Source organism: Billgrantia pellis, assembly GCF_008297955.1.
Classification (GTDB): Bacteria; Pseudomonadota; Gammaproteobacteria; order Pseudomonadales; family Halomonadaceae; genus Halomonas; species Halomonas pellis.
Genome location: NZ_VTPY01000004.1, coordinates 296,550 through 314,708, shown reverse-complemented (window position 1 = coordinate 314,708; position 18,159 = coordinate 296,550). Strand labels below are relative to the sequence as shown.

The following is an 18,159-nucleotide window of genomic DNA, read 5'->3' as shown; positions in this document are numbered from 1 at the left end:
GTCGAGGAGGCAACATGTCGTATCGGCACACCCTCATTCTCGTCGTGAGCCTGCTCGCGCTGGCGGGTTGTCAAACCGAGGAAACGTCAAACACTGCCACGAGGCTCGTCCCCGAAGTGGTCGAGGCGAAGTTCGTGGAGTCCGGCTGTCCCCCCGATCGCTGCGCCGAGGTGGTGGTGAACGCGTTGCGCTTTCCCCACGCACCGGCCCTGAGCGAACAGCTGCGGCAAACGCTGCTGGCCATGAGCACGGGCATCACCGATGGGAGCGATGAGCCGTTGGCCGATTCCTGGGAGGCGTTTGCGCAGGCGTTCTTTGCCCAGGCCAAGGACGCTCGTCAGTTCGGGCCCCCGCACTCCGCCGGCCAGGCGTCGCTCGAGGCGAAGGTCTACGCCCAGCACGACGACCTGTTGATCGTCGAACTCGATAGCTATATCTACCACGCCGGGCAAGCCCACGGTATGCCGTCGACCGAGTTCATGGTCATCGACGAGCGCCTGGGGCGCGTCGTGACGCTCGAGGAGATGCTCATCGAAGGCCGGGAGGAGGCGTTTCGCGCGGCGCTGGCGCGTGCCCACCAGCGCTGGCTGGAGCAGGTCGACGCCAACGAGGATTTCCGAGCCAACTGGCCGTTGAGCGAGAGCCGCAATGTCGCGCCGCTCGAAATGGGATGGACGGTGCGGTACGAGGTCTACGAAATTGCGCCCTATGCCTTCGGCCAGCCGGAACTGCACATTCCCAACGACGAACTGCTGGGGATCGCCGAACCCCGCTATCTCGGCCTGACCTCGGATTGACGGTCACGCATGCCAAGGCGGTTGAGGAGGGCGAGGCGCCGGATGCCGCCGCATGTCAGCGGGGCGTCCGGCGTTCTTGCATCAGGCGACCTGCTTCGCGTCGACCGCAGGGGTGCGGGCACGACGCAGGAATGCGCGGTTCAGCGGGCTGTGGGGTTTCGCGGCCAGGCGCTCGTGCGAAAGTCCCTCGGCCACGTCGCGGTAACCACCGCGTAGGGCGGCTTCGGTCAGGGTCCAGTCGATGATGTCACGCTGGGCGTGGCTGCCGCCGAAGGCGTTGGCGATGTATCGTGCCGGATGCAGGCGTTCCACCGCGGTAGCGTAATCGCCGTGCCAGAAGGCGATGAAGCCTTCGATCAGCGGTAGGCCAATGCGCCGTGTCCAACTGGCGGTTTCCCCATCGCCTCCCGCATTGCGTAGCGCGGCCAGCAACCTGTTCACCTGTTCGTCCCGCCCGGCGCCGAGATAAGCCATCACCGCGTGCCAGTCGTTGAAGGGGTAGAGCTTGCCGTCGGCGTGCGTCTCCCAGGTGTCGGCCAACTCCTGCCAGCGGTTGCCCGGGTCGTGGCCGGTCAGGTGCAGGCGCCAGAGCAGGGCCGAGGCGTCGACCATGTCCAGTGCCATCACGCTGCGCTCCTGTCGAATGGGACCGTCGTAGAGGGCCAGCGCTTCGCCGGGCTGTTCCAGGTCGAGATGGCAGAGCGCGCGATGCCACCAGTTGTGAACCTTGAACAGGTTGTCGTCGCCGGCCCAGTAGGGTTCGCGGGCCATCATCCAGCCGATGCCATCCTCGGCGCGGCCCTGCATCTCCATGACGTGGGCCACGGCATGGTGCGCCCAGCAATCGAGCGGCTCCCCGTCCAGCGCCTGGCGGCCGGCCTCCTCGGCGCGGGCGTAGGCACCGGTCTCCTCGAGTCCGAAAGCGTACATTCCGAGCAGGACGGAATGACCCGGCATATCGGAGCTCCACTGAGGCAGAACGCGGGCGATGCGGTCACGCAGGTCGCGGGCGTTGGCGCGGTAGAAGTCCGTCAGGTGGCCGGCCTGCAGCGCCAGGAAGTCGTGCGGATAGCGTAGGTTGTGGCGGTCCAGGGCGCATGCGGCGGCGGTCCACTCCCCCCTCGAGAGTTGGTCGAGCACGGCGACATGCGACGCTTCTCGATCGTTCAGTCGAGTCGCTTTCAGGTCGGCCACATCGGCTCTGGCCGCGGCCGTGGCTTCGGGCTCGGTGGAAAGAACGAATAGATAGGCCCGGAAGATGCGGGCCATGGAGAATTCAGGCGCGATCGTGAGCGCCTGGTCCAGCAGCGCTAGGGGGTTGCCACGGTAGAGGCCGAAAGCTTCGGCAGAGCGGGTATAAAGCTCCGCCGTTTCGGCGGTGGCGCCGGTCAGAATGTTTCCTTGGCGGTCGGTCAGCATGGGGATGGCTCCGGATCGATTGTGATGGTTCGTCGGGCGCAGGGAGGGTAAAGGCCTCGCTCCGCGCCACGCTGCTAAACTACTCGGAGGTGCGGTGGGGGATAATGGGCGAGACGCCGGGGTTCTTGTCCGAGCCGCCGCCATCACGGAGCGTTGGTCGATGGAGGCATCTCTCGATGTGCTGCGCACGCTGCGTCTGACCGGCGGCATCTTCCTCGATGCGAAATTCACTGCGCCCTGGTGCGTGTCCGCTCAGGTCGCACCGGAGGACTGCCAACCCTTCACGCCGCTGACCAAGGGAATCATTGCCTATCATTACGTCAGTGCCGGCCGGCTGTTGCTGCGAGTGGGCGAGGCAAGCCCGATGGAGGTCTTGGCGGGACACCTCGTGGTATTGCCGCGTAACGACCCGCACGTGCTTGGCAGTGACACGGAGTGTCCGCCCGTCAATGCCGACCGGCTAATGCAAACGAGCGTCGAGAGCGGGATTGCCCGAATCGTCCATGGTGGCGGCGGAGAAGCGGCGCGGGTTTGGTGCGGCTTTCTGCTCAGCGAGACGACAACCGATCCTCTGGTCGGCATGCTGCCAAGCGTGATGACACTGGATGTAGCGCAGGGGGTGGCCGGGCCGTGGATCGAAAGCTCCTTTCGCCTGGCCGCCAGCGAGCTCGCCGCGGGTAAGATGCGCTCTCCCGCACAACTCTCTCGACTGGCCGAATTGCTCTTCATCGAAGCGGTACAGCGCTATCTTGCCAGTCTGCCGCCGGAGGAGCGTGCCTGGGTTGGCGGTTTGCGCAATCCATTCGTGAGTCGCGCCCTGGGCTTGATGCATGATCGGCCCGCGTATCACTGGACGACGGAAGCGCTGGCTCGGGAGGTGGGGCTCTCCCGTTCCGCATTGGCCGAGCATTTTACCGAGCTGGTGGGCCAGCCGCCGATGCGCTACCTGGCCGGGTTGCGCATGCGAACGGCGGCACGTCGCCTGCGGGAAACGACGGCGTCGATCGCGCTGATTGCCCAGGACGCCGGATACGAATCGGAGGCGTCGTTTACCAAGGCGTTCAAGCGTGTCTTCGGCGCGCCGCCGGCAACTTGGCGGCGTGGGCAATTGCGCGCGCCAGCGGATCCAGGTACTCGATGAAAGGAAACCGAGTTGCGACTTTGTGATTCATACCGATACCACGCTGGAGACGCCATGGTCGGCGCTGCGTGACCCCGAAATGACGCGCAGTTCTGGGGGCGGCACGGGACGTTTCGGATTGGCAGGTTGGGTCTCGCTGGTAGCATGAGACTCCGATGACTCGCAAAGAAGAGATATCGTCGGCAGGCTGCGCGCCGATATGTCGACGCCACTGACCACGTGGCGTCGATTCGGGAAAGTCAATCGAAGGGTAAAAGCGAGATTAACGAATGACGAAACCGCGGCCTACCGGATCACGTTCATCGATCAGCCACTTGGCGTAGCCGATCAGCTCGGCGGTGCCCTGAACGCTGGGACGGATGGCCCGGTAGCCGCCAATCTCCGTTTCGCCAAGGATCTCTCCGGTAAAGCGGCCGCTGCCGAGCAGGCCCTCGGAATGGATGGGGCGGCCCACTTCCAGCTCGTTGCGAGCATGGAACATGGCCATCATGGCGCTGGTGCCGGTGCCGCCGGGGGAACGGTCGAGCTTCCCATCGGAGAATACGTGAACGTTGCGATAGAGCGAATCCGGCTGGGAGCCTTCGTGCCAGAAGGTGACGAAGTTCAGGCCGTTGATGTGCGGGTGGGTTGGATGTCGAATCTCCATCCGGGCGTTGAGCTCGGCCTTCACGGCCTGGCCGGCATGAGAGAAGAAGCTGCCATTGTCGGGGCAGATCGGCTGCTTGTCGGCGGGCACCCGGATGATGGCGAAGAAGTTGCCCCCAAACACCAGGTCGGCGCTGAGGATGCCTAGACCGGGGACGTTCACGGGAATGTCCTGCTCCATGACGAAGGCAGGCACGTTCTCAAAGCGTGTCCAGTGCACCTTGTCGGCGTCGGCTTTCACCTCGGAGACCACGGTGCCGGCGGTGGTTTCGAAGCGGATGCGGGAGAGACCGTCTTCCTGGGCCGGCGGCGCCAGGCGGTGGGCCACCATGGCCATGGAGAGCGCAATGGTGCCGTGGCCGCACATGTCGACGAACTGCTCCCCATCGATCCACAGCATACCGGCGTCGTGGTCGGCGTCGGAGGGCGGGGTGAGGAACACGCCGAACATATGCTGGTGGCCGCGCGGCTCGCGCATCAGGCTGGTGCGTATATGGTCGTGGTGCTGCTGAAGGTAACGGCGCTTGTCGAGGATGTCGCCGCCGAAGGGGTAAGGAATGCCGCCATGCACGATGCAGGTCGGCTCGCCTTCGGTATGGGTGTAGATCACATCGAGAAATTGCTGGTTGTTCATTGGACTTCCTGTGGCTATGGCGTTGAGGGGTTGGGTACGCGGCGCGCGGCTAGAGACCGAGCCAGCGGGGTACGCTCATGACAATGCCTTCCGGCCAGACGATCACGGCGAGCAGCACGAACAGCATCACGGCGATGAAGGGCAAGTTGGCGTAGGTGATACGAATCACATCGACCTTGGAGATCACGCTGGTAATGAACAGCGCGGCGCCGACGGGCGGTGTCTGCTGGCCGATGCCCCAGCACAGGATCACCACCATGGCGAACTGCAGCGGGTCGATGCCGAGCAGCTGCACGCTGGGCAGGAAAAGCGGCACCACGATGAACATCATGGCGATGCCATCGAGGAACGTGCCGGCAATGATCAGTACCAAGCTCAGGATGAGCAAGAAGCCGAGCGGACCCATGTCGAGGGCTGCGATGGGGCCAAGAATCAACTGGCCCAGGCTCTGGTAGGTGAAGGTATAGCCCAGGGTGTGCGCCGCGGCGGTCACGAACATCACCGCTCCGGTGAGCACGGCGCTCTCCACCAGCGCGCGATAGAGGGCGCGAAGCGAAAGCGAGCGGTAAAGCAGCATGCCGGCCAGTACGCCATAGGCGACCGCTACCGCGGAGGCTTCGGTGGGCGTGAAGACGCCCCCCAGGATGCCGCCCAATATGATGATCGGCATCATCAGGGCCGGCAGGGCGCCGATGAAGGTGCGACCCAGCTCGCTCAGGGAGAAGGCGGACTCGATGGGATACTGTCGTTTCACCGAGATCCACCAAGCCATCAGAATCAGGCCGAGGGCGGTGAGCGCGCCTGCGATCAGGCCGGCGGCGAACAGCGCGCCGGTCGAAAGGCCCATATAGGCGCTGAGCAGGACCATGGGCACACTGGGCGGAATGATGATGCCGATGGTAGAGGACGACGCCGTTACTGCGGCAGTGAAGGGGGCCGAGTAACCGCGTTTGATCATTTGTGGAATCATCACGCCGCCCACGGCCGCGGTATCGGACATCGACGTGCCGCTCATGCCGGCGAAGAACATCGAAGTCAGAATGTTCACCGCGGCCAGGCCGCCGCGAATGGCACCGACCAGGGCGCGTGCCAGATCGATCAGGCGCGCTGAGATGCCGCTGTGATTCATGATCTGTCCGGCCAGGATGAATAGCGGTACCGCCAGCAGCGGAAATGACTCGGTGCCACGGTAGAGGCGCTGCACCAGAACCAGCATGTCGACACCGGAGAAGGCCAGGACGGCAATCGAGACCAGGGTCAGCGCGAAGGCGATAGGCATGGCCAGGCCGATCAGGGCCAGCAGGGCGAGAAGGATGGCCAGCAGAATCATGAGGTACCCTCCTCCAGCGCGGCTTGTCGGGTGGCTTCGTAAGGCGGCACCTTGGCCTTGCCGACGGTGATGCACTGGCGAATCAGCTCCAGCAGCATGCCCACGCCGGAGATGGGCACGGCGGCGTAGAACAGCCACTGGGGAGCCCCCAGCATCAGGGTGGTGCGGTGGGAAAAGGTCAGAGTTTGTTCCAGGCCCCACACCACCATGACCACGCAGACCACGCCGATGAGCGCCTGGTTGAGGAAGAACAATACCCATTGGCCGCGGGCGGGCAGGCAGGCGGCTACCACGTCGATACGCAGATGCGCCCCCTTGCGCAGCGCCAGGTAACCGCAAAAGAAGGTCACGTAGACCAGCAGGCCCACCAGCACTTCGGCGCTCCAGGATAGCGAGGCATTGAGTAGGTAGCGCGCAATGACGGCAGTCAGGGCGAGCAGGGTGATGGCAGACAACAGCAGTGCCGCGACCGCTTCGAAAAAACGATCAAGCATGGGAGGCTCCTGCAGGAAGTGGCGGGCCGGGCGGCCCGCCGTGCTGATGCGATGAAGCTCAGGGATGCTCGGCGATGCGCTGCACCAGCTCGCGCGCTTCGTCCGACATGTCCTGGGTAAAGCGTTCCCACAGCGGCTGGGACGCTTCGATGAAGGCGTCGAGGTCGACCTCGTTGACTTGCATGCCGTTCTGCTGGACTAGGTCGATAACGTTTTGGTCGGCACGCTCGCCGAAGTCGGCGGTGGCGTCGAAGGCCTTCCGCCCCCCTTCCAGCAGCGCTTGCTGAACTTCGTCGGGAAGGTCCTGAAAGCGCGCTTCGTTCATCAACAGGAAGCCCACGGTATAGACGTGGCCCGAAAGCGAGAGATAGTCCTGCACTTCGTAGAAGCGACTGGCCTCGACCTCGACCAGCGGGTTTTCCTGGCCGTCGAAGACACCGGTCTGCAACGCTGAGTAGAGTTCCGGGTAGGGAAGCGGCGAGGCGTTGGCGCCGTAAGCGTTGAACATCTCCACTCGCTGTCGGCTACCCGGAGTGCGGATACGCAGGCCGCTCAGGTCGTCCGGCGTTTCGATCGCGCGGCGGTTGTTGGTGATGTGGCGAAAGCCGCCCTCGTAGAAGCCGATAACCCGATAGCCCTCCTCTTGGAGGCGCTGTTTCAGAACATCGCCGATTTCGCCGCCGAGCACGCTGGCGACATGGTCGCGATTTCGAAATAGGTAGGGCAGCGAAAGGATGCCCATGTCCTCGTCGATCGTGGTGATTGGCGTTTCGATGGTCACGATGTCGAGTGTGCGGGTATCCAGGGATTCGATGTTGCTGACTTGGTCGCCCAGGGCACCGGAGTGGAACAGCCTGACTTCGACGCTTTCTTCGGTGGCCTCGGCCATGTGGCTGGCAAGCGCATTGAGGCCGGCCATTTGTATACCCTGCTGGCTGCCGATCGTGGCGGCGCGCAGTTCCAGCTCGGCGGCCGTTGCGGAACCGACAATGCCGAGGCTCACTGCCACGGCGGTCAGGAGGCGCGGGAGTTTGCACTTCATGGTGACGCTCCAAAGCTTGTTGTTCAGAGGGGAGTCGTGTCACTGGGTGAACGAACACGTGCCTCTAGGGTAGGGCGGTGCGATAGCGGCTTATAGAAAAAAACAGACAAGAAAGGGGATGTATTGGACATGCGCGGCGCGGGCCGATGTGCTCAGGAGGCCTGGGCACGCGTCTGGCTTCGTAGCCCCTTGCGACGCGACTGACTGGGGCTGCAGGTGTAGTGGGCCTGAAAATCGCGCGCGAGGTGGGAGGCATCTGAGAAACCGCACTCGGCGGCGATCTCGGCGATTGAGCTGTCGGTATGTTGCAGCAGCCATTCGGCGTAGCGCAGGCGCATGGTCTTGAAGTAGCGCATGGGCGTGGTGCCCATTTCCAGTTGAAATAGCCTGTCGAGCTGGCGTGGGCTGAGGTTGATACGCTCGGCCAGGGCCTGGCTGTCCAAGCGTGTGTTGAGCGATTGCTCCATGGTCAACACGGCGACTCTGACCCGCTCGTCGCGTATGTCCTGAATGGCCTCGAAGAAGTGGGTCTGCGGTGAGTTGGAAGTTCGCATCCCATTGAGAATCATATGGCGGATGGCCTGCTGGGCCTTGTCCGGCCCGCATTCGCGACGTATCAGATGTAGCGCCATGTCGGTGGACCCCGATGAGCCGGCACAGGTAATGACGTGCACGGATTCGAGAAACAGTCGGTCGGGCGTGGCGTCGATTCGGGGAAATTGGCGGCGGAAGTCGTTGATGACGTTCCAGTGAACGCACACCCGCTGGCCCTTGAGCAGTCCGGCGCGTGCGATAGCGAAGGTACCGGTACAGACCCCGACCAGCTTGACGCCCTGCCTGCAGGCCTCCTTCAGATAGTCGCTGAGCCCTTTGTCCTCATGCGGATCGAGATAGTTGTTGCCACCGCATACGGCAATATGGGTGAAGTGGCTCGGATCGCGATAAGGGGTCTGCGGAGTGACCTCCAGGCCACAGCTGGACGTCACCGTCCCGGGTCCCATGATCTGCCAACTGCAGTGAATCTGCCGGCTCCGACCACCCTTGTCGGCGGCCAGGCGTAGCGAGTCGATGAAGCCGGCAAAAGCATTCAGGGTGAACAGGGGCAGCAGGATGAAGCCGACCCGCAATGGAGGTGTCTTGGCTTGCGGCATGGGAACTCAGCTCGCTGGAACGTTTCGCCAGTATGCCCTCAAGGCGTCCAGGCTTCGAGCGGACGTGTCTCACGCTGTGTCAAGCCAACGTTGTTGCGGTTTGCTCTGTCAGCGCAGGACGCTGCCACACGAAGGCGCCGCTTCAGCGATGGAGCGACTGCGATCAGGAGGCCGATGCGTCTCGCAACGCACTGGATCTGCACCGCTACGTGGCCAACGGGCGGTAGCGGCCGGGGCGCTCAGGCGTGCTCGTCTCCGAAAAGGCGGGGAGTGAATCGGTGTCGCTGAAGGACAGTCCACGAACGCGGCGGTATGCCATGGAGGGCGGGTTCGCCATGAGCTGTCGAATTGGCGTCCGGCCATTCGATGACATAACGCCAATTCCGGTATCAGTCGCTTCAAGGAGACCGAACATGCCCAGCACCATTCGTCTGCATCGTGTCATGCGCGCCCCATGCGAGCGGGTCTATCGTGCATTCATCGACCCGGATGCCCTGGTCAAGTGGATGCCGCCCAATGGTTTCACCGCCCAGATCGAGAAGATGGAGCCGCGCGAGGGTGGCGGCTATCGCATGTCGTTCACCAACTTCTCCACGGGCCAGCGTCATGCCTTCGGCGGGGAGTACCTCGAGGTGGTGGAGGCCGAACGGCTTCGCTATGTCGATCGCTTCGATGCACCGGAACTGACCGGTGAAATGGAAGTAACCATTACCTTCGAGAACGTCAGCGTGGGGACCGAGCTGCGGATCGTGCAGGAAGGGGTGCCCGATCTCATTCCGCCCGAGGCCTGCTATCTCGGCTGGCAGGAATCGCTCGAGCTGCTGAAGCGGCTGGTCGAGGCGGACATCCCCGACGAATGACAAGCACGCGCCGACCGGCAGGTGCAGTGTGCGTTACTGCGCAATTTTCGGCGCTTCGTCGGCATGCATGGATGCCGAACACGACAAGGCCCGGCATCGCCGGGCCCGTCGAAACTGCTCAGTTTCACTTTCCTATCAGGTCTCACCCTCTCCGGTACCCTGAGGATTGTCGTTACCGCTCGGTTCGGGTTCCTCGCCTCCCTGAGTCCCTTGTCCTCCCTCAACGCCTGGGGCGCCCGCTTCAGTGGGGTCGTTGCTCACCTCGCCGGAGCCGCCACCGGTGTTTTCCGACTCCATCCCGTCTCCATTTTCCTCTTCCCACTCGGTCCCCTGGTCGGTATTCGTTCCAGCCGACCCGGCTCCAGCCGAACCGGAAGAGCCTGCAGACCCGGAAGCGCCCTCCGTCATGGTGGAAGTGCCGCCTTGCTCACCGGTGGCATCCGCTTCCTTGTCGTTACCGGCCGACCAGGCGAGGGGACTGGCAACCAGACCCATCGTGACTCCCAGCACGCCGATTCGCTTGAGTGCGTCGCGCGACAACATGGCAATACTCCTTGGACTTCATGTCCTGAATGCGGGCGGCTCATACCCGTGGTGGCCGCTCCGCTCCTTGGATGGCCGTGGCATCGATGGTCGAACGCCACGGTCGCCCCCGCCCGCTCCCCGGGCTCACCTCCCGGCTCACGGCGTCAGCCGTGAGGATGTTCCACGGCGTGGGTGAGATCCGGAGGTGGCGGTCTCTGAAAGCATAGTCCGTCGAAAGAAACTTCGGTGATGGCATTTTCATTTCTCAGCGCTTCATCGCTTCGAGCTGCTCCCGCCGGTATGCATCCTGGCGCTCACGTTATCCCCATGGGTCGGCTGGCTTTGGACTACGCTATCCTATTCTTGCGCCGAGCGTGCGTTTTGCCGCTTCAGCGGAACGGTGCGTCGGCTTGAGCGAGGAGCAGAGAGAACGATACGACAGGGAGAGCGATGCCATGGTCCGGGACCAGCGTGCCCTCATCGATCAATACGTGAACGCCTATAACGCCTTCGATATCGAAGGCATGCTCGCTCCCCTTCACGACGATGTCGAGTTCAGTAGCGTCAGGCGCGGAGAGCGCAATGCCCATGTCAGGGGCCAGACGCAGTTCCGCCATCTGGCCGAGCATGCCAAGCGTCTTTTCTCGTCGCGGCAATTACGCGTGCTTCGCTACGACCTGGACCAAACCCCCGCGTCGGTGGATGTCCGTTTTTGCGGTGTGTTGGAGTTCGACATGCCCGATGGGCCGCGCCAGGGCGAGACGGTCGAGTTCGAAGGACGCTCGGAATTTACCTTTCAGGAGGGCTTGATCCGGCGCATTATCGATATCAGTTAACGCCGGGTGGGGCGTCCCGGTTCGTTCAGCGCCTCGTTTCCCACGGCGCCGGAGGCAGGGTGGCCAGGCCCTTGGCTGCATCGCTCATGCTGCCGTCGGCATTCTCCGAGCCCAGACCCAGGGCGACGAGCGTATCGGCCAGATCACGTGCCGCGAGGGCGAATTCCACCCGAGCCGCTGTCAGCGCGCTCAGGTCCTTCGTCGTGGCGTCGCGCTCCAGGCGATCGAGCCTGAGCTTGGCGCGTGCCAACCGACGATAAGGCGCTTCGTCAGTCGTCGTGCCGGGCGAGGTTGCCAGTGAGTTCGGCGTAACGCCCGGCGTGTCCAGAAGATTCATCCTGCGCTCTCCACGCTGCCTATCGGAAGGAGCCTTCGCCAACCCATGCGGCTCTCACTACCCTATATCGGCCCACGGCGGTCGAACTGAAGCCTGGAGAATCGTGAGCTGGGTAGGTCGATGGCTATCGCCCTACCCATCTGGCATGATGCCCGCTTTCCGTCCAGGGCGAATGACGATGAGCGAATTGCCGAATTGTCCCGAATGCGGCTCCGTGTATACCTATGAAGATGCCGCCATGTACGTCTGCCCCGAATGCGGGCATGAATGGGGACAGGGGGAGGCGGCGAGTACCGACGATGAAGGGGGCGAGAAGCCGGTTCACGATGCCAACGGCAACGCGTTGCGGGATGGCGATAGCGTTACCGTGATCAAGGATCTCAAAGTCAAGGGATCCTCCTCCGTGGTCAAGGTGGGGACCAAGGTGAAGAACATTCGCTTGGTGGGAGGCGATCACGATATCGACTGCAAGATCGATGGCTTCGGGCCAATGAAGCTCAAGTCCGAATTCGTCAAGAAGGTGTGATTCGAGGCGTACCGTCACCCGACGGGCCACGCCGATCGCTCCGGTAGGTTTTCCTGCCGTGACTTAGCCGTTGCGGCCCGCTGAACCGTTCATGCTTCGGCGGTGCCGCGTTATTGTATGGCAGTAATCTGGACCGGGGCGATGCCGCGGCTGAGCATGCCGAGCTCTCGTGCTGCGCGCTTGGAAAGATCGATGATGCGCCCCTGCACGAAAGGACCGCGATCGTTGATCAGCACTTCCACTTCCTGTCCCGTGTCGGGACGCGTGACGAGCACCTTGGTGCCGAGGGGAAGGCTGGGGTGCGCGGCGGTCAGGGCCTGCTGATCGAAGGGTTCGCCACTGGCGGTGGGAGAACCTTGCAGGCTGTCACTATAGTAGGACGCCAAGCCTTCCTGAACCTCAGGGGACGTTTCATGGGCCTGGATGTGGCCGGCTGTCGCGAACGCCAGTATCCCTGCCAGGCAAAGGGCCCGGATCGGGCTGGGTCGTGCTCCCATATCGATTACCTCAGGGCTATCGTGTGGCGGTTATCGCTTCCATCGATGAGGTGCTGGGTGAGCTGCCCGGATAGTAACCGCACAAGGACATGGCGACAACCCGCAAGTCGACGCAAATTGACGCTCGTTCGCCTGAGATGGGCGCGGATTGGCTATGTTTCTCTGCGTCGAACGAAGACATTGCCCGCTCAGGCGCCGCTTGCCTGTTGCGGTAGTGAGCTTGCCGGCCCCGAGGCGATCAGTCGCAGACGCGGAACGGCGACGGTTTGATTGCGACCGTTCTCCTTGGCGGCATAGAGCCCTTCATCGGCCTGATGCACCAGGGTATGCGCATCGATGTGACGCTTGGGAAGAAGCGAGGAGACCCCGATGCTGACGGTGACGCGTTCCGTGATGGGCGAGGCGGTGAAGGGAAGAGCTCGCTCGGCCAGCATCTCATGCACGCGCTGGGCCATGCGTGTAGCGCCGTCCAAGTCGGTACGAGGCATCAGGATGACCATCTCCTCGCCACCGTAGCGGGCGACCAGGTCACCCGGGCGGGCGGCCGCTTCCCGCAGCACGTTGGCCACCTGGCACAGACAGGTGTCGCCTTCCAGATGGCCGTAGGTATCGTTGAAGACTTTGAAACAGTCGATGTCGATCAGCACCAGACTCAGCGGCTGACGCTCCCGGGCGGCCCGACGCCACTCCAGATCCAGCACGCGCTCGAACTCGCGACGATTGGCGATGCCGAGCAGGCCGTCGCTGGCCGCCTGTTGCTGCAGCGCCTTGCTGCGTTCTTCCAGGCGTTTGCGTTCACGCAGCAGACGCGCTTCGCGGGCACGGTAGGCTTGCCGCATGGGAAGCAGGATCAGCACCACGGCCAATATGATGCCGCTGATGAAGGCGACTATCGCACCGGTATGCAACAGTTTGGGTAAAAACGACGAGAAAAGGGCCGAAGCCGTGGGGAACAGGGCCGCCTTGGCGGGAACCATGCCGCCGAGCGAAAGGGCAGCGTCCAAGGCCAGTGCGACAGCAAGGGCAAGGCCGGCAAGGCCGGGGTTGGTGTACCGCATGGACTTGGATTTCATACGCATGTCGTTGCCTCGTTGCTGAATCCGTTCCTCATCTGGCTGATGTATCGCCGCGCTACGATTCCATGAGCGCGCCAGCCAAAAAAAGAGGCCGCAAAGCGGCCTAAGTACGCAGGGAACTAAAAGGATCTTGCTGCAGATCGCACGCAAATCGACACTGCGGCCAGGCCGTGACGGAGAATGTCTTACCTCGCTACTGCCATTCTCTAAGCGATAAGGATGCCAGAAACTTGTTTTCCCTGTCGTAACAATAAGATGTTTTTGGTTATGGGAGGATTGAGGCAAAGAGAGTCGCCACGAGGTGTGAATCAGCATGCCGAAACGTTGCCATTTGGAGACACATATTGAGCGGTTTGGATTAATTCTTTTTATTCAGCAAGTTGTACGTAGCCTTTTGGCGACGCCTGGCGGCGGCAGTGTCGGCATCGGGCGGCATTGCACGGGTGATAGGCGGCCAGCGTTGCCTGTGGCATCTTGAGCCTACGACATTGAACGACGACACGGAGAAAGCGATATGGCCAGCATCTTCACGCGTATCATGCAGGGCGAACTGCCGGGACACTTCGTATGGGAGGATGACCGGTGCGTGGCGATCATGACCCTCAATCCGATGAAGCCGGGACACCTGCTGGTGATCCCGCGCGAGGAGATCGATCACTGGGACGACCTGCCCGCCGCCCTGAGCGCTCACCTGATGTCGGTTTCACAGAAACTGGCCAAGGCGTTGAAGCGGGCCTTTCCCTGTGAGCGAGTGGGCATCATGATCGTCGGCCTGGAAGTTCCTCACGTACATCTGCACCTGGTGCCGATCGAGGCGATGCAGGACATTCGGCTCGAAGGGCTGCCCCAGGCCGAGCCGGATGCCTTGGCGCAGGCTGCCGCGCGCATTCGCGAAGCGTTAGTCTGAACGGCGCCCGGCGGGCGGATCGGCCCGATGGCACGCCTTCTCGATGGGGGACAGGCGCCTTCCTGTGCCTGTTCACGATGCCGTACGCGCCTCTTCACCGTGTATGTCCTGGCTTACATGGCGGGGCGGCAAACGCTGATACCACTCGGGTGTCGCTGATCTAGTATGGATTTTTCGTTAGCCTGCTGCGGTCGTGGCGGACCGTGACGAGCGGAAGGTGAGCCAGGAGAAGGCAAAACGTGCATACGAGATTGCTTGAAACGCGCCAGCAGTGGTACGCCGCCTACCTGGATGGCAACGTTGGCCTGATGGATCAGATCGAATGCGATGATTTCATCGTCGTCAACGATCATGGATTGCAGGAAAAGATGGACCAGCTCGGCTACGTGGCGGATGCCGTCGGGGCGAATCGCTGGTATGCACGTGGCAGCCGGGCCGAGGATATTACCCTCAAGCTCGTGCCGCTCGGCGATGTGGTATCGATCCACGGCATGGGACAGGTCGTCGGCGACGTCAAGCAACGTGCTCCCCTCTTTTACAGCGAGCTGTGGCGAAAGATTGATGGCCACTGGCGGGTACTCTCGCTTCACTATACCCGCAGCGCTGCCTGGTAGCGCGCGGCGGAACAGGCCCAGGCTCGAGCGCAAGCAAGACGCCCTGACCGCACCAGAGCCGGTCAGGGCGCCTTCGATCAGTCTTGTCGCTCCAAGCAGTTGGCATAGAACGATACGGTAGCGGGCCAGTCGGAGAAGACACCGAGGACGCCGACGTCCCGGACCAGCGTATCGAGTGTGATCAGCTTGTCGCCATCACGACGAATCGTCTCTTCCGTTGTCTGGTGATACCACTGCCCGCCCTCGCTCAAGGGGCCGGAGCGCTCCAAGGTCCAGGTAATCAACTCCAACCCCGCTTCGCGCGCGCGTTCGGCATAGACCGATGGCACGATCCGGCTGTCGCCCTCGCCGAAGTCGGGGTTGGCTTCCAGCAGCATCCACAGCGGCGGAGCCAGGATCTTCACGCCTTGTTCGGCCAGCTCCTCCATGCTCGGCGACCAGGTGTCGGGGTCGGTATGGTCGAATCCTTCGTCGTCGTAGCGGTCGTCGAGATACACCGCTTGCTCACCGAATTCGGGCTCGTGCTCGATCCAGTAGCGCACGTCACCCAGGCGGAAGGACTGAGCGTAGACGTCGCCTGGAGAAACGTCGGCGGCCTTGTACTCGTCGACGAGCTTCTGGGCGTAGTCTTCCTGGCTCATGCCGTTGAAGGGCATCTCGACCTCGGGCTCCTTGAGTTCGGGTGTCATCTTGACGCCCAGCTTCCGGAACAGGGCGATGCTGTCGGCATGGCTCATCAGGGTGCCGCGCGAGGCATACAGGTCGCTGCGCCAGGCGGGATTGCCGGCCATGTATGCCTCGATGCTGCGGGCTTCGGGATTGGCGCCCTCCATGGTGCCGCGAAGAGTGCGGAATTCGGCCAGGGTGATATCGCTGGCACAGCAGCGTATCTCGGCAGCGTTGGTCAATTCGCCGCTGTCCGGGTCGACCTGGGGCGGAACGCTGCATTTCTCGGCCAGTTCGGTTTCGACGATGTTGGTGGTGGTATGCAGGTCGCACTGGGAGTGGCGACACACCAGTTCGTTGTCGCTGGTGAAGGTCACGTCGCATTCGAGGATGCCGGCCCCCCCTTGCGCCCCAGCCAGGTAACCTTCCAGGGTATGCTCCGGGAACTGCAGCGGGGCGCCGCGATGGGCGATGGAGAGTGTCGAGGGCTGCCAGTCGGTATGGCGTGCGGCGCACTCCAGCAGCTCGTTCTTCAGCTCGCGCTCGCGTTCGGTCTCCTCGCTCATGTCGTTGACCAGGAAGAGCGGACGCGGGCCGAGCGTGACATTCTTCGCCGCTTCGATCATGGCATCGTTCCATTCGGGGAGATTTTCGGGTTCGCTTTGTGCCATCGCCGCCCCGGTAAGCAGCAGCCCCAGGCAGACGGGGGGGTAGAGTGATCTATGCATGGCGTGTCTCGCTTCCTTCCTTGTTGTCGTATGCCGCAGGCAAGCCGCAGCCGTCTATGAGCGTAGCCAGACGCTGCGGTAGCGGCCAGGCTAGGGTTCCGTCAGCGCCAGGCGTGCCGCCAGCGCAAGAAAGCCGGCCGCGAAACCGCGACGCAGCCAGGTGAGCGCCTGGGGGCGGGCCAACATCTGCTGACGCAAAACGGCGGCCGTAGCGCCATAGGCGATAAAGACGATGAGTGTCAGCAGCATGAAAATGAGGCTGAGTTCGACCATCCGCCAGAGCGGAGCGCTGGCACGCGGGTCGACGAACTGTGGCAGGAAGGCCAGGAAGAAAAGTGTGAGCTTCGGGTTGAGCAGGTTGAGCAGAATGCCGGCGGCGATCAGTTGCCGAGCCGGGCGGGCAGCGCTTTCGACACCGGGCGTCAGCGCGTCGCCCGAGGTCAGGGTACGCCAGGCGATGTAGAGCAAGTAGGCGACGCCCAGCCCCTTGAGCACCTGGAACGCTAGCGCACTGGCGCTCAGCAGCGAGGCGAGCCCGGTGATGGCTGCGACGGTATGCGGCACGATACCCAGCGTACAGCCGAGCGCTGCCAGCCAGCTGGCGCGAACGCCACGCGACAATCCCGTGGCCAGGGTGAAGAGCACTCCCGTGCCGGGAGAGGCGACCACCAGCAGCGCGGTCAGCCAATAGTCGATCGACATGGCGAGACTCCGGCAAGGCGATACCGGCATCGTCGTCGCTGCGGTCGGGGAAATCTTGAACGAAATTGCAGTCGTCAGGTGTGGCGGAGTGCCCGGCGATAGCGGCCGGGCGTGAGGCCGAGTTGGCGCACGAAGGCCCGGGTCATGTGGCTCTGATCGGCGAAACCGGCTTCGAGCGCCGCCTGGCTCAGCGAATGGCCGGCCGCGATCAAACGTCGGGCCTCGAGCACTCGACGCTGGAGCAAGTAAGCGTGGGGGGTGATACCCAGCGTCCGGGCGAAACCGCGTAACAGCTGGTAACGGCTCACCCCGGCGAGAATGGCCAATTCGGTCAGCGTGGCGGCCTGCTGCGGGGCATCGTCGAGGCGCTGACGTACCCGGGCGATGTTGCCGGAAGCTTCCGACATGTCGAGTCGGCACGAGGCATGGCGGTCGACTGCTTGGCTCAGCAACCGACAGCAGTGCTCCTCCATCGCCAAGGTATCGCTCGGCGCGGAGACGACTTGGCGGAACACCCGCATCAGCTGCTCGGCCAACGGGGGATCGTGAAGGGAAGGGCGTGTCAGTTCGACCGAGCCGGCCGGCGCGTCCACGATTCGACGGAGCAGACCAGGGTCGAAGTAGAGCATGTGCCAGGTGCGCCCGGTGGCGTCGAACGGAGCGCCGTCGTGTATCTCGCCGGGGTTCACCGTGATGATGTCGCCTGCCAGGGCATCCACCCGACCGGCACTGCTCCAGGAGCGATGGCCGCCGGCGCCCATCACGCCGATGCCGAACTGATCATGGGAGTGGCGGGGAAAGACGCGGTTCGAGGTCAGGCTCATCGCGACCAGACCGGGAATGCCGGTGCTGTAGGGAACCGCGCGATGAAGATCGGCTGCCATCATGCCTCCTGCGGTATCGGTATCGGTATCGGTTCCGCCCGCGGACTCGTCGACATGGTCGTTGGGGGTCGATGTCGGCCCCGGTGGGTGCTGCCTGAACTCGGCTTGGCGAGCTCGTTGCCGCTAGTGGCTTCGGCTGTGGGTTGTGGATAGTTTAATACGCTGGTCAGGCTCGGGTCAGTCACGCGTGGCCGGCAAGCGAGAGAGGTAAGCCCTGATGATGTCTTGGGCTGCCTGTTCGCGACGGGCCCGGTCGGCCCAGTGGCGGAGAACGTCTTCGTCGAATGGCGTACGGGACGGCTGCGAAACGGTCATAAGCTTGCCCTCCGTTGGGGTTGCCCTTCCAGC

Annotated in this window: 20 protein-coding genes; 7 read left to right on the top strand and 13 right to left on the bottom strand. The window is 63.2% G+C overall.

The features are described 5' to 3' along the window. Nucleotides 1-14 precede the first annotated feature (14 nt). On the top strand, nucleotides 15-797 hold the full coding sequence (locus F0A17_RS11735) for an RsiV family protein (RefSeq protein WP_149328524.1): 783 nt from the start codon (nucleotides 15-17) through the stop codon (nucleotides 795-797). Nucleotides 798-878: 81 nt separating this feature from the next. Here F0A17_RS11735 and F0A17_RS11730 read toward each other — a convergent pair whose 3' ends face one another. Further along, nucleotides 879-2,216 carry a tetratricopeptide repeat protein gene (locus F0A17_RS11730; RefSeq protein WP_149328523.1) on the bottom strand — a complete coding sequence of 446 codons (1,338 nt, stop codon included), beginning with the start codon at nucleotides 2,214-2,216 and terminating at the stop codon, nucleotides 879-881. A 160-nt stretch (nucleotides 2,217-2,376) separates the two neighbouring features. Between F0A17_RS11730 and F0A17_RS11725 the strand changes: the two genes are divergently transcribed. Continuing rightward, on the top strand, nucleotides 2,377-3,357 hold the full coding sequence (locus tag F0A17_RS11725; RefSeq protein ID WP_149328522.1) for an AraC family transcriptional regulator: 981 nt from the start codon (nucleotides 2,377-2,379) through the stop codon (nucleotides 3,355-3,357). 262 nt (nucleotides 3,358-3,619) lie between these two features. Here F0A17_RS11725 and F0A17_RS11720 read toward each other — a convergent pair whose 3' ends face one another. The 5 genes from F0A17_RS11720 to F0A17_RS11700 form a co-directional block, all read right to left on the bottom strand. Continuing rightward, nucleotides 3,620-4,636 (bottom strand): proline racemase family protein, encoded by a 1,017-nt coding sequence (locus F0A17_RS11720; RefSeq protein ID WP_149328521.1) that lies wholly within the window; start codon nucleotides 4,634-4,636, stop codon nucleotides 3,620-3,622. A 49-nt stretch (nucleotides 4,637-4,685) separates the two neighbouring features. Continuing rightward, on the bottom strand, nucleotides 4,686-5,966 hold the full coding sequence (locus F0A17_RS11715) for a TRAP transporter large permease (protein WP_149328520.1): 1,281 nt from the start codon (nucleotides 5,964-5,966) through the stop codon (nucleotides 4,686-4,688). Then, nucleotides 5,963-6,460 (bottom strand): TRAP transporter small permease, encoded by a 498-nt coding sequence (locus F0A17_RS11710; RefSeq protein ID WP_149328519.1) that lies wholly within the window; start codon nucleotides 6,458-6,460, stop codon nucleotides 5,963-5,965. The genes F0A17_RS11715 and F0A17_RS11710 overlap by 4 nt, the downstream gene beginning before the upstream one ends. A 58-nt stretch (nucleotides 6,461-6,518) precedes the next feature. Continuing rightward, nucleotides 6,519-7,502, bottom strand: coding sequence for a TRAP transporter substrate-binding protein (locus tag F0A17_RS11705; protein ID WP_149328518.1), 984 nt, complete (start codon nucleotides 7,500-7,502; stop codon nucleotides 6,519-6,521). 152 nt (nucleotides 7,503-7,654) lie between these two features. Beyond that, the gene (locus F0A17_RS11700; RefSeq protein ID WP_228716894.1) at nucleotides 7,655-8,653 is read right to left on the bottom strand and encodes a GlxA family transcriptional regulator; all 999 of its coding nucleotides are present in this window, start codon (nucleotides 8,651-8,653) and stop codon (nucleotides 7,655-7,657) included. Nucleotides 8,654-9,066: 413 nt separating this feature from the next. On the opposite strand from F0A17_RS11700, the gene F0A17_RS11695 reads away from it, so the two are divergent. Further along, nucleotides 9,067-9,513 carry an SRPBCC family protein gene (locus F0A17_RS11695; RefSeq protein ID WP_149328517.1) on the top strand — a complete coding sequence of 149 codons (447 nt, stop codon included), beginning with the start codon at nucleotides 9,067-9,069 and terminating at the stop codon, nucleotides 9,511-9,513. 135 nt (nucleotides 9,514-9,648) lie between these two features. Here F0A17_RS11695 and F0A17_RS11690 read toward each other — a convergent pair whose 3' ends face one another. Next, on the bottom strand, nucleotides 9,649-10,056 hold the full coding sequence (locus F0A17_RS11690; protein WP_149328516.1) for a hypothetical protein: 408 nt from the start codon (nucleotides 10,054-10,056) through the stop codon (nucleotides 9,649-9,651). Between the two features lie 437 nt (nucleotides 10,057-10,493). Between F0A17_RS11690 and F0A17_RS11685 the strand changes: the two genes are divergently transcribed. Beyond that, on the top strand, nucleotides 10,494-10,874 hold the full coding sequence (locus tag F0A17_RS11685) for a nuclear transport factor 2 family protein (RefSeq protein WP_149328515.1): 381 nt from the start codon (nucleotides 10,494-10,496) through the stop codon (nucleotides 10,872-10,874). A gap of 25 nt (nucleotides 10,875-10,899) precedes the next feature. Here the strand turns inward: F0A17_RS11685 and F0A17_RS11680 are convergent, their stop codons facing one another. Continuing rightward, entirely contained in the window at nucleotides 10,900-11,211 is a 312-nt protein-coding gene (locus tag F0A17_RS11680) for a hypothetical protein (RefSeq protein ID WP_149328514.1), read from the bottom strand. 178 nt (nucleotides 11,212-11,389) lie between these two features. On the opposite strand from F0A17_RS11680, the gene F0A17_RS11675 reads away from it, so the two are divergent. Further along, entirely contained in the window at nucleotides 11,390-11,737 is a 348-nt protein-coding gene (locus F0A17_RS11675) for a zinc ribbon domain-containing protein YjdM (RefSeq protein WP_149328513.1), read from the top strand. 110 nt (nucleotides 11,738-11,847) lie between these two features. Here F0A17_RS11675 and F0A17_RS11670 read toward each other — a convergent pair whose 3' ends face one another. Next, complete coding sequence (locus F0A17_RS11670) at nucleotides 11,848-12,234, bottom strand: septal ring lytic transglycosylase RlpA family protein (protein WP_149328512.1); 387 nt, start codon at nucleotides 12,232-12,234, stop codon at nucleotides 11,848-11,850. 188 nt (nucleotides 12,235-12,422) lie between these two features. Continuing rightward, nucleotides 12,423-13,307: a diguanylate cyclase gene (locus F0A17_RS11665; RefSeq protein WP_187774688.1), complete on the bottom strand. Its 885-nt coding sequence runs from the start codon at nucleotides 13,305-13,307 to the stop codon at nucleotides 12,423-12,425. 517 nt (nucleotides 13,308-13,824) lie between these two features. On the opposite strand from F0A17_RS11665, the gene F0A17_RS11660 reads away from it, so the two are divergent. Both F0A17_RS11660 and F0A17_RS11655 read left to right on the top strand, forming a co-directional pair. Then, on the top strand, nucleotides 13,825-14,217 hold the full coding sequence (locus F0A17_RS11660) for an HIT family protein (RefSeq protein ID WP_149328510.1): 393 nt from the start codon (nucleotides 13,825-13,827) through the stop codon (nucleotides 14,215-14,217). A 239-nt stretch (nucleotides 14,218-14,456) separates the two neighbouring features. Next, nucleotides 14,457-14,831, top strand: a complete 375-nt coding sequence (locus tag F0A17_RS11655; RefSeq protein WP_149328509.1) for a nuclear transport factor 2 family protein — start codon at nucleotides 14,457-14,459, stop codon at nucleotides 14,829-14,831. A 77-nt stretch (nucleotides 14,832-14,908) separates the two neighbouring features. On the opposite strand, the gene F0A17_RS11650 is transcribed toward F0A17_RS11655, so the two are convergent. The 3 genes from F0A17_RS11650 to F0A17_RS11640 form a co-directional block, all read right to left on the bottom strand. Beyond that, complete coding sequence (locus tag F0A17_RS11650) at nucleotides 14,909-16,225, bottom strand: glycerophosphodiester phosphodiesterase family protein (protein WP_149328508.1); 1,317 nt, start codon at nucleotides 16,223-16,225, stop codon at nucleotides 14,909-14,911. Between the two features lie 90 nt (nucleotides 16,226-16,315). Continuing rightward, a complete protein-coding gene (locus F0A17_RS11645) occupies nucleotides 16,316-16,927 on the bottom strand; it encodes a LysE family translocator (protein WP_149328507.1) in 612 nt (203 codons plus the stop codon). Between the two features lie 74 nt (nucleotides 16,928-17,001). Further along, complete coding sequence (locus tag F0A17_RS11640; protein ID WP_228716893.1) at nucleotides 17,002-17,811, bottom strand: AraC family transcriptional regulator; 810 nt, start codon at nucleotides 17,809-17,811, stop codon at nucleotides 17,002-17,004. Nucleotides 17,812-18,159: the final 348 nt, after the last annotated feature.